At 45.7% G+C, this 11,745-nt stretch carries 6 protein-coding genes; 1 reads left to right on the top strand and 5 read right to left on the bottom strand.

What is annotated here, in order from left to right; all coding sequences use genetic code 11:
- Positions 1-18: 18 nt before the first annotated feature.
- The 5 genes from bcsD to H8K32_RS14330 form a co-directional block, all read right to left on the bottom strand.
- Complete coding sequence (gene bcsD, locus H8K32_RS14350; protein ID WP_186913223.1) at positions 19-510, bottom strand: cellulose biosynthesis protein BcsD; 492 nt, start codon at positions 508-510, stop codon at positions 19-21.
- Between the two features lie 612 nt (positions 511-1,122).
- Entirely contained in the window at positions 1,123-1,890 is a 768-nt protein-coding gene (gene bcsQ / locus H8K32_RS14345; RefSeq protein ID WP_186913222.1) for a cellulose biosynthesis protein BcsQ, read from the bottom strand.
- Between the two features lie 122 nt (positions 1,891-2,012).
- A complete protein-coding gene (gene tldD, locus H8K32_RS14340) occupies positions 2,013-3,473 on the bottom strand; it encodes a metalloprotease TldD (RefSeq protein ID WP_186913221.1) in 1,461 nt (486 codons plus the stop codon).
- A 183-nt stretch (positions 3,474-3,656) separates the two neighbouring features.
- A complete protein-coding gene (locus tag H8K32_RS14335; RefSeq protein WP_186913220.1) occupies positions 3,657-4,469 on the bottom strand; it encodes a carbon-nitrogen hydrolase family protein in 813 nt (270 codons plus the stop codon).
- Complete coding sequence (locus tag H8K32_RS14330) at positions 4,469-8,722, bottom strand: YhdP family protein (RefSeq protein ID WP_186913219.1); 4,254 nt, start codon at positions 8,720-8,722, stop codon at positions 4,469-4,471. The genes H8K32_RS14335 and H8K32_RS14330 overlap by 1 nt, the downstream gene beginning before the upstream one ends.
- A gap of 286 nt (positions 8,723-9,008) precedes the next feature.
- On the opposite strand from H8K32_RS14330, the gene glnE reads away from it, so the two are divergent.
- A complete protein-coding gene (glnE, locus tag H8K32_RS14325; protein WP_186913218.1) occupies positions 9,009-11,735 on the top strand; it encodes a bifunctional [glutamate--ammonia ligase]-adenylyl-L-tyrosine phosphorylase/[glutamate--ammonia-ligase] adenylyltransferase in 2,727 nt (908 codons plus the stop codon).
- Positions 11,736-11,745 lie beyond the last annotated feature (10 nt).

Genomic DNA, 11,745 nt, shown 5'->3' with positions numbered 1-11,745 from the left:
CACGCTACGTAATGCGACCTAACGACGCGTGAAATAAGACGGTTCTTCCACTTGCTTTTTCAACTGGTACACAAACAACTGCCCTTCTTCTAAAACATTATCGCGCTGGGATAAACGTAAAGATTTATCCATTCCCAATCCATCAAACCATTGTGCATAAATGCCCTCCAACAAGGCAGGGGACCATGACAAAGCCTCATTGCCAAATGCCACTTTTAAGGGCGATGCATGATGGGCGATAATCAGGCTATCAACCTCTTCAATGATTTCAACCCAACCCCAATTCAAATCCGACCAAATTTTATTCATACCTGCCTCTAAGGAAAGTAAGCTGCTTCCGTCGCCAATTGAAAATTCCAGAGCCATCGTGCGCCCCAACTGGTGCATAAAGGTACGAAGATCACTGGTGTCCCCTTTCGATGCAAACTCAACGGAAAAAGCTTTCAAAAATGCCTTCCATTGGATCGAGCATTGTTGATTTTCGTAATATTCCGCGCTCTTAGTCGACATAGGTGCAAACTTCCCTGTACTGTTTTATGGCTAAAATTAGATTTCGAATCAATGAACTATTGATATGCAATTACTTTATCATCCTGCGTCCGCAAAAATCTATGCTTCCACCATGCTCAAATGTCAATAAAGTATAAAAAGTAACAATTTGTAAGAGATCCAAGACGGTCGCCCGCCATTACTTTTATAAAGTGCTGGAATTCCTAAGCATTGAGTTATTCAGCAACAATTTTCACACATTGGTTTACGCCAAAAATTTTCGGCTAAATTCACCGATTAGCCACCAAAAATGGCGAATATGTATCCATTTAACCACGAATTCGTGACCCGATAATGTCAAACCAGTAACTAACTGTTGGATATTTTCATCAAGAGCATTACATATGTTTTTTTGAAACAGTTATCCAGAATAAATTAAACAACATGTAATAAAAAATACATGCCTAAAAAGCAACCAAAGAAAACTTGTTAAAATTTTAAAGTAGTTAATACTAGTTAACGTCCTAACAAAGATAAAAATGAACCAAAAACATGAAAAATATCAAATACATCACGATAATTTACAATTGCCTAACAGCATTTTTCTTTGAAACCGTTGTAGTACTAAGTAACTCAGCTGCGTTGCGCGATACCAGCAAGCAACCAATCGATGATTGCCTGTAGATTTTCGGCGGCAGCATTGGTGGGTTTGTATTCTAAAATCGGACGTTCAAAGGCAAGCGCCTCTTCTACTTCTGCACTTTCGGGAATAACAAAAGGAACCATACGATTACCAAGTCGTTCGGCAAAAAGTGCGAGCACATCCTGAGCGAGCTGGCGTTTGGCGCCTTGGTTAATGATATAAGCAGAGCCTATACGTGCACCGGAATGCCCGCCATAGGTTGCAATTAATTCTTCCATCTCAGGCAAAGTTGAATACGAAGCTGCGTCAGCCAACATCACTACGAGTAAAAAATCAGCCGCATGAACCGCTTGCTTCAGATAAACCGAGGGCCCCGGGGGGGTGTCCAACAAAACAATCGTATCCGGATGAAGATTAGCACTTTGCAATTTTTTGAGCAGCCAATCGTCTTGGTTTTCTAATTGCGCTTCAAAACGGAGACGCCTGCTTTCGCCGCCGTTGCCATAAGGAGTGAAGCTGACGCCATAAGGACTGGTGTGCGTCACTCCTGCAAGACGGGTACGACTGGCGTTTAAAGCGCTAATTCCCTTACAGTCATTTTGATCCAGTCCACCCAAGTGCCATTGCATCGCATTTTGCGGATCAAGGTCGATAATTAAAGCCGGACGCCCTCTCTGTGCAATACCGGCACCAAGATTTGCGGAGATCGTAGTTTTACCTACACCACCTTTAGCAGAAACAACGGCGATAACGTACATGGAAATTATCCAACAAATAAAAGAAGTAAATAAAAGCCAAAGTCTGCTTCTTGCAAAAAATTTCCCACACTTCGATCATCTCGTCATATAGAAAGACAACCAATACAGTTCACAAGGTTTGCTTAAGCAGTACCACCAACAGTTAAGCCTTCGATTCTTAAACTTGGTTGACCAACACCGACTGGTAAACTTTGCCCTTCTTTGCCGCAAACTCCGATGCCGGAATCGAGACGTAAATCGTTACCTATCATAGAGACATGATTTAATACTTCTGGTCCATTGCCGATCAAGGTTGCGCCCTTCACCGGATAGGTAACTTTGCCGTTTTCTATCATGTACGCTTCGCTGGCTGAAAATACAAATTTACCATTAGTAATATCAACCTGACCACCACCAAAATTAACCGCGTAAAGCCCGCTCTTGACTGAAGCCAGGATTTCTTCAGGATCTTTATCGCCGGCCAACATATACGTATTCGTCATACGCGGCATAGGAAGATGCGCAAAAGACTCACGGCGGGCATTGCCAGTAATATCCATTTTCATCAGACGGGCATTCATAGTGTCTTGCATATAGCCCTTGAGAATGCCGTCTTCAATCAAGGTGCTGCATTGTGTCGGGTTGCCTTCATCGTCGATATTTAAGGAGCCACGACGGTGTTGCATGGTACCGTCATCAACCACGGTAACTCCTTTCGCAGCTACACGTTGACCAATGCGACCAGAGAAAGTACTGGAACCTTTACGATTAAAATCACCTTCCAGACCATGTCCAATCGCTTCATGCAATAACACGCCTGGCCAACCAGAACCGAGCACCACCGTCATTGGTCCGGCAGGCGCCGGACGTGATTCGAGATTAACCAGCGCCGACTTCACAGCCTCATCTGCATATTGTTCTAGCAAGGCGTCAGAGAAATACGAATAATCATAACGACCACCACCACCGCTCGATCCCGTCTCGCGCCGGCCGTTTTGTTCAGCAATGACAGTGATAGAAATCCGCACTAAAGGACGAATATCAGCAGCAAGTAATCCATCGCTACGCGCCACCAGCACCACATCATACTCACCCGCCAAGCCTGCCATCACTTGCACAATTCGCGGATCTTTAGCACGGGCAATTTTCTCTATGCGTTCCAACAGCAGCACTTTTTGGTTCGCGTCCAAAGAATGCAGCGGGTCTTCACGCAAATACAGGTCACGCCCCATCGCCCCTTGCAAACTTGAAGCCACTTTAATTTTGCCGTTGCCTTGCGTTGCGATCGTACGAGTCGCTTTGGCAGCATCAAATAAAGCCTTTTCAGAAATCTCGTCAGAATAGGCAAAGGCCGTTTTATCACCTGAAATTGCGCGAACACCAACCCCTTGGTCTATGGAGAAATTGCCTGTCTTGACGATACCTTCTTCAAGGCTCCAGCCTTCACTGCGGGTAAACTGGAAGTACAAATCCGCATAATCGACACGATGCGTAAACATGGACCCCAGTACTTTGGACAAATTACGCTCATCAAGACCAAACGGCGTCAATAAAACATCGCGTGCAATCGCGAGGTGGCTCAAACTAGAATCATATGGAGTCATGGATACTAACCAATACTAAAAAATGCGATGTTTGCATTGTATAAAATTTAAAACGAAATGATTGAATTGAAGTGAAATTCAGTCATAACAAAAAGTACTATCGGGCGAAAGGCAATTTATCGACGATTTATAGGCAATAAATTAAATTTACACCAATTTGCCAAAACGATTTATGAATTTGTTTTAAAACATACTCGCAGCCTTCAGGCGTCTGTGCTGTAATGCTGGCAAACTCTCTCTGACACTGCGGATCAATGAGGCGTCGAGCTCTCCGACAACAATGCCTTCTCCTTCGACGAATTCGGAAACAATCTTACCCCATGGGTCAATCAACATACTATGACCCCAGGTGCGACGACCGTTTTCGTGTTTTCCGCCTTGTGCCGACGCCAGTACATAACATTGGTTCTCAATAGCGCGGGATCTTAACAAAATTTCCCAATGTGCCTGCCCTGTCGTATAGGTAAACGCAGCTGGGACGACGATCAACGAGCAATCACCCATAGCGCGATACATTTCAGGGAATCGCAAATCATAGCAAATCGACAAACCAACCCGTCCCACTTCAGTTTCAACGCTGACGACTTTATCACCAGCACTGATCGTACGCGCTTCTTCATACGATTCGTCACCTTTGCGAAAACCGAATAAATGTAACTTGTCGTAGCGGGCTTCGAGCATTCCCTGCGGGTTAAATACCAATGTGGTGTTTAAGACTTTACTTTCTTCTGGTGACTGCAAAGGAATCGTTCCACCAATCACCCACACGCCAAGCGCTTTCGCCATGTCAGCGAGAAAATCCTGCAATTGCCCATGGCCAGGAGCCTCAGCAACGCGGAGCTTATCAGTTTCATGCATTCCCATCAAAGGCCAGTACTCAGGCAACAATAATAGACGAGCACCAGCATCAACCGCCGAGATCATAAGGCGCTTTGCAGTGGCCATGTTGTCAGCAATATTTGGCGTAGAAATCATTTGTATCGCAGCGATTTTCATTATTCACCTTTCTTACCTGGGGCTTGGTGCAATTTATTAGCAGCATCAATTGCTTGTTGATGATCAATTTTAGTGACCTGTGGAGCCAACCACGACCCGCTGATCGTATATTCAAAAGTAAATGCGCGAGCGAGCGGTTCTTTCAAAAATAACTGTGCCAGGAAAGTACCAAGACCGATCACTGGGTTCACAGCCAAACCATATACCACTGAGGCTGCGCCGGCATTCACCACTGGTATGACTGCGACTTGCATTTGCTGTGTCTCATTAACAATGTCTGCAGTGCCACTCATTAATACCGTAGCACTAACGCCACGCATCTTCAAATTATCGGTTTTTGCACTTCCCTGTTCGATTTGTGCCGATCCTGTAATTGCGTCAAAAGCAAAGCCTTCGGAAAATACATCGCTAAAATCCAACGTTAAGCGTCGCGGTAAAGCCTGCATGCTCAACACGCCTAGCAATTTAGCAGCACCCGGATCGACTTTTAAAAACTGGCCTGCAGCGAGATCGAGCTGAACTTTACCGCTCATACTTGGAATATCGATGTCATATGGCAGCCCATTCCATTTCAAATTTCCGTCTAACCGACCACGACCACCGCGCATGACATTCGCAAAACCTAATCGGTCCAATAACTGTCCGGTATTAGCTATATCCAGTACGTAATCCAGTTGCGTATTACCTGTGCCGTCGTGACTTATCCACTTGCCACTGGCTTTTAGTTCGGCGTCAGGATTTTTCAATACGACTTTACTCAATTGCCACTCGCTGACGCCCGCATTGATCTGGTTATTGGCTTGCAGCTCCAGATGTCCCATTTTTTTATTAAACAGCTCAAAATTTTCGGCAATGATATCTAATCCCGGGATCTGTGTCCCGGTCGTTTTGCCAGCAAGCAAATCACCTACGTCTGACGCCGCAGACTGAGGAATGATTAACTGACTTAGGCGCGCCGAGATACTGCCCATAGTTTTGCCGGAGCTGGGCTCATTCCAGGTCAAATGACCAGAAATCTGTTTCGCATCAATATTCGCCTGCCAGATACCATGTTGATGAGATAGCCCCAAAATCACGTTATTGAGTTGCTTATCGAAAATTTGAAGTTGCCCCGTTCTCAATGCCAAGGTATCGGCGGCGATATACGGAGCCAGATCAAAGGCAGCATCAACAGCATCAGTTTTAGCTTTATCGTTGGCGTTGGCTCCAGCACTGGAACTCAGTAAATTACGCCATTCATCGACATTTAAATCGGTCGTTTCTACGTTTGCAGACAAACCTCTTTCAGGCTCGGGGGTTGTAGCGTTAATGCCAATGCCTCCTGCCAGAATTTTCCAGTTAGTATCATTTTCAATATTTTTTTGACGACGATATTTCGCGTGTAATAGATTACCTAGTTGAATGCGTATCTCATTTTGCAAAATTTTTGACATAGCGTCGCCGCCATTTGCCAATGGCATCACATCAACCCGTAATGGCATTAACTCGTTTGGCGCTTTACGTAAAGGTGCAGGAAAATTTAAACCCATTCCTTGCAGCGCCGATTCAATCGTAATTGCAGGTTGCTGCTGTTTTACGTCTACGACCGTAGAATACCTTGTCGCACCATTTAATTTATCGCGCAAATGTGGTCGCAAATTGGCCGGCAAATACTGTACCAGTCCATCACTCGTTGCTGTGCCATCAACGCGAATACGGATGCTATTGTCTTTTTGCGAGCCGCCACTGACGACCACCGGACCGCCTAAAGCACTACCTTTTAGCATGTCGAGATTCACGCCGTGTTCGTTAAATTCTAACTTACCATTAATGCCGCTGATCAGCGGAATTTCTGGCTGAAGTTGGACCTCATTGTTAGAGAACTGTAATGTCCCGTTGACTTTAGTATCAACCACATGTTGCAAAGGAATTTGCAGTTTCAAACGTAGGCCTGCAGCGCCAGAGGCTTTGGTATCTTTTGAGAAATGTCCTAACCATGCATCGACAGGACTGGAGGCAACATAGGTCAGCATTGTTGGCAAATTACTGCTGACAACGCCATCAATATTCAATATGGGATTATGTGTTATCAAATCCGGTATGATGGCCTTTACACCGCGTAAGTCAGCACCCAAAGTTTTTCCGGTATTGCCATTAATTTCCATGCGACTCCGGTCAAAAACAAAATCACCATGGATATCATCAATCAACGGCCACAGCGGCGCATTTCCCACTTCCGTCAGCGCGCCACCGGTAAAATCCAGCTTTGCACCAAGCAGATTACCTTTGACCAAAAACTCACCTTTAGAACGCTCTTTTATGTCGTTCGCTGAAAAAGGGAAATAGGCAAGATCCCCTTTGACGCGCAGGTGAACATCATCGGCGACACCATCAAGTATTCCTCTGATCAGCCAATTGCGAAGATCGACAGGCGTTGCGGCAGGAACGTAACGATCCAAATTTTTTAAATCAAAACCAGTAATATGTGCCGTAATATCTGCATCACCGGGCTGCGCTGTGGAAGTTTTACGCATTGGTAATACATGCTTACCCGTCAGACTCAGATGCATACTGTCTTGCTGGGCTTCCATTTGATCGACTTGAAAAACCAGCTTATCACCTGCATCAAAGCGCCAGTTCGCACGCATTTGCAAACGATTAAATGGCATCACAGGGTCAACAAAGTAACTACTCAGATTTAAAGATAAATCACTCGAATCCAAGGTAAATTGTCCACCTTTATCATTCGCGTCTAAAGTGCCTGACAAATGATCAAAGCCAGGAATCGCAGGCACCGCTGCTTTCGCTGGGGTGGTGGCAGTTTTTACGCTGGCAAGCTGAGCTGGCTGCGCCAACATCGACAGATTGGTGAATTTTCCCTTAACTTTATAGGCTGAAATATTCGGATAATTACCCTGCCAAACTGCTGTAAATTCTTTCAACACACCAGACGGAGAAAAATCAGTGAGCATTTGTCGCTGATCAGGTGGCAATGGAAGGTGAGAGGCAAAATTGGCTAATATCTGCAAATCGAGATATTGCGCATATAACTCTGTACTTTCTGGCTGCCCCTTTACACCGGGAGTAAAACTCTCCGTAATCGTCGTCGGCGGCAACACGCTGCCATCGCGTGCATGCATAGAAAAATGATGAATAGCAATCGAATGCCCTGCTTTACCAAAGATCGATGGTAAATACTTCTTACCCAAATCCGCTTTTTCACTGAGTTGTACACGACCACTGATCTCAGTCATATCGAGTTCAGGCAGGTCATCAGAGAAACGACCTAACACATCAGATATGCGTAGGTCGGCAGTGAAATCCGCAATACGTCCAGCATCCAAATGCAACCATGAACGCACCGAGCCAAATCCTTTATCCACTTCTATCGGATAATCAACATAGGTTTTCAACTGATGCAGATCGGCCTTTGTGAGATCGGCATAGAGGTCACCACTCCAAGAAGATAAATTGGTGAGTTTTTTACTAAATGCCTTGTGTTGCAGATCGCCACGAATATCGATCGGTGCCGAAACTGAGGCTGGCGGGGTCGCATGTAAAGCGAACAAATGATGGCGCCAGCGATTTTGCAGAGCAAAATTAAGTTTAGTTAGTTGCAGTATCGGTGATTTTAATAAGCGATCATCCCAACTCACTGCACCTTGGCTAATCAGTATCTGACGTTGTGCCAGGATCCAATCCACGGCTTTATTGTCGCCATTATTACCACTATCAGAATTTTTCGTGTCAATAAAAAAGCCACCGACATAAAGCTTCCCATCGGGATCCCTGACAATATCTAAAGCGGGTTGTTTAAGTTCTATCGTTTCAAAACGTAAATCAGCTGTCACCAGAGATAACCACGACAAGGTCGTGTTCACTTCCGGCAAGGTCAATGCGGGTTGGCCATGAAGATCAAGAATAACGACATTTTTCAAATCAAGGTGTGGATTTAATCCATGCCAAGAGGCTTGCAAAGAAGCAATATGAACCTCGCGCCCTAATGCACGGCCAATAACTTTTTCTATTTGTGGTTTGTAGTCTGAAACGTGAGGTAAAACCACATACCGCAACACTAATACCAGACTGCAAAAAATGAAGTAAAACAAAACGAGCACGCGCAGCGACCATCGCATGCCAGCATTACAAGCATACGTTGTGTGCGCAAAAAGACGGCTTAAACTGTACCAAAGGCCACGTGGTGCTTGATTTTCTAATGCACTTTTATCTACGTTTTCGATCACAGTTTCAGTAGCAGGAATTTCCGTTGTCATTATGGGCAGTGGCTTTTTACTGTAGCAAGTGTCTCAGAAGTCACTGAATAATCCCTGATTCTCAACATACTCCCCTATTAATTTTCAAAAATATCAAACTTATCAAAACAAACATTATGTATCATAAAATATACTCCTAAGAGTATATTTACTATCTGGAGCCTACAGGTTTATTCTTTGCGTTTTCTCTGACAAATACCTTACCACGTAACAAGAGATACCTTAAAATCAATCCAAGCCTCCCTCCGCACAACGACTGCATCTTTGACAACTTCAGATTATGACGATGACTTCATCTCCCGCTGCCGCCCACCTTACGGCTTCTCGCTTTTTGCAGCGCTGGCTCGATGCGGATGAGCAACGTCAGCCGTTGTTGGATGAGATGTCGAGATTATCCTTGAGCCCAGCCATTTTTGCTCAGATTTTACAAAAAGAAATGTTAAGTGGCGCAAGTCTGAACAAAGCCATGCGACGCCTGCGAAATCTGGTGATCTGCACCCTGATTAAGCGCGATCTCGAAGATAAAGCCGACTTAAACGAAGTAGTAACAACGATCAGTGAATTTGCTGACTTTGTCGTCCATCAACACCTACAAGAATTACACACTGAACTATCCGCGATCTACGGCGTACCGATTGGTGAAGATAGTGGCATTGAGCAAGAAATGATCGTTTTGGGCATGGGCAAGCTAGGCGGCTATGAATTAAATGTGTCTTCGGACATCGATTTAATTTTTTGTTATGCGGAGGATGGTGAAACACACATCAGCAATGAGAATCAGCGCTGCCTGTCAAATCACGAATACTTTAGCCGTCTGGGTAAAAAATTAATTGCAGCAATTGCCGAAATTACCGAAGATGGATTTAGTTTCCGGGTGGATATGGCATTACGTCCCAATGGCAATTCCGGGCCACTCGTCGCCAGCTTTGGCATGATAGAAGAATACTTTATGATCCAAGGGCGCGAATGGGAACGCTACGCTTGGGTCAAAGCCCGCGCCATGACTGGCAAGGCAGATGATATCGCGACGCTGGACAAGATCATTCGCCCGTTTGTGTATCGGCGCTATCTTGATTATGGTTCCATCGACTCATTACGCTCCATGCACGCTCAAATTCGTGCGGAAGTCGTACGTCAGGAAACCAAGCATCCGGAACGCAGTAATAATGTCAAACTTGGCCGCGGTGGTATCCGTGAAGTCGAATTTTTGGCTCAGGTTTTTCAACTGATACGCGGTGGGCGCGATGCCAGCCTGCGTGACCGCTCGACCCGCAACACCTTAAACACATTAGCAAGCAAAGGCATACTCGACCCACATATTGTTGAAAGATTATTGGAATCGTATACCTTCTTACGCAATCTTGAGCATCGCCTGCAATATCTGGATGATGCACAAACGCATACCTTTCCAGTGCAAAGCGAAGATCAGCAAAGAATTGCACAAATGATGCGTTGCGCCGATGTGCCAGAGTTACTTGCCCAACTCCAGCCGCATCGCGCATTTGTGGCAGAACAGTTTGATGCCATCTTTAAAGACAAAGCGAACAGTGATAACGAAGCGGAACAAGATTTATTGGCAGCCAATCTGGCCAACAATGAGAATGAAGAGAACCTCGCAGCACAACTGACCAAGGCAGGCTTTACCGATGCCACTAGTGCCGCACGTCGCCTGATTGCGACTTGGCAGTCTCCCAAAATGCAAACGCTATCAGAAGCCAGTCGCAGCAAATTAATCGCGCTGGTCAACAGTGCGCTAGGATTGATAGCCAGGCAAGACAATAATCACCTGGTCTGCTGGAATCGGCTACTAGACTTTATGGAAGCGATCGCAAGACGATCCGCATACCTTGCATTGCTAACCGAGTATCCGCATGCTTTGGCTCGCGTGGTGAGGATGATGGGTGCCAGTGAATGGGCGGCGATATTTTTGACCCGCCATCCGATACTGCTAGATGAACTGTTAGATGAATCCTCTTTGCATCAGCGCCCTGATTGGCTCGCATTTCAACGGGATTTACAACAACAATTAGCCCAACACACTGGCGATACGGAAAGGCAAATGGAAGCCTTGCGAGAACTCCATCATGCGATGCAGTTCCGGCTACTAGCGCAAGATCTGGAAGGTCAGTTAAGTGTCGAGCACCTGGCCGATGAGCTATCCCAGCTCGCTGATCTGATCGTTACGGCCACCATACAGGCCGCGTGGGAAACCATCGCCAGCCGCCATCGTCCGGTTCCACGCTTTGCGGTCATTGCTTACGGCAAACTGGGGGGCAAAGAACTCGGCTATGCATCCGACCTCGATGTCATTTTTTTGTATGACGATGACGATCAGGATGCGCCAGGAAATTATGCAAAACTGGCGCAACGCTTCATCACCTGGATGACCAGTCATACCCCAGCGGGCATTTTATTTGACATCGATATTGCTTTACGCCCAGATGGTGCGAGCGGATTATTAGTTTCTTCCGTCAATTCATTTGCCAGATATCAGGAAAAATCAGCTTGGCTTTGGGAGCATCAGGCGCTCACGCGAGCACGCTATTGCGCAGGCGATGCAGAAATCGGCCAGCGATTCGAGCAAATCCGCGGTCAGGTTTTAAGGCAAGAACGTGACGCACATAAATTGGCACAAGAAATTCTCAGTATGCGTAAGAAAATGCATGATGCGCATATCAATCGTAGCGATTTATTCGACCTTAAACACGATGCCGGCGGGATGATCGATATCGAATTTATCGTACAAAATCTGGTACTAAGATATGCACACCAATATCCGCAATTAACTGCGAATATCGGCAATATCGCCCTGCTTAAATTAAGTGGAGAATTGGGTCTCATTGACGCTGAATTAGCGGATAGGACTTCGACTGCCTACCGTTGGTTCAGAAAACTCCAGCACAGCATTCGCTTGCAAGGTGAGGATCGCGCACGGATTGCGCATGACAAAATCGAAAACGAAGCGGCAGCAACAGTCTCGTTGTGGCAAGCACTATTTGCTGAGCAGGCATAAAAAAACCGGA

Source organism: Cognatundibacterium jejuense, from assembly GCF_014284255.1.
GTDB classification, from domain to species: Bacteria; Pseudomonadota; Gammaproteobacteria; order Burkholderiales; family Burkholderiaceae_D; genus Undibacterium; species Undibacterium jejuense.
The sequence above is the reverse complement of the archived record's forward strand: the minus strand, read 5'-3'. Positions and strand labels throughout refer to the sequence as shown.

Coding starts and splice junctions, on each gene's coding strand:
- bcsD (WP_186913223.1), bottom strand. CDS start 510: ATGTCGACTAAGAGCGCGGAATATTACGAAAATCAACAATGCTCGATC.
- bcsQ (WP_186913222.1), bottom strand. CDS start 1,890: ATGTACGTTATCGCCGTTGTTTCTGCTAAAGGTGGTGTAGGTAAAACT.
- tldD (WP_186913221.1), bottom strand. CDS start 3,473: ATGACTCCATATGATTCTAGTTTGAGCCACCTCGCGATTGCACGCGAT.
- H8K32_RS14335 (WP_186913220.1), bottom strand. CDS start 4,469: ATGAAAATCGCTGCGATACAAATGATTTCTACGCCAAATATTGCTGAC.
- H8K32_RS14330 (WP_186913219.1), bottom strand. CDS start 8,722: ATGACAACGGAAATTCCTGCTACTGAAACTGTGATCGAAAACGTAGAT.
- glnE (WP_186913218.1), top strand. CDS start 9,009: ATGACTTCATCTCCCGCTGCCGCCCACCTTACGGCTTCTCGCTTTTTG.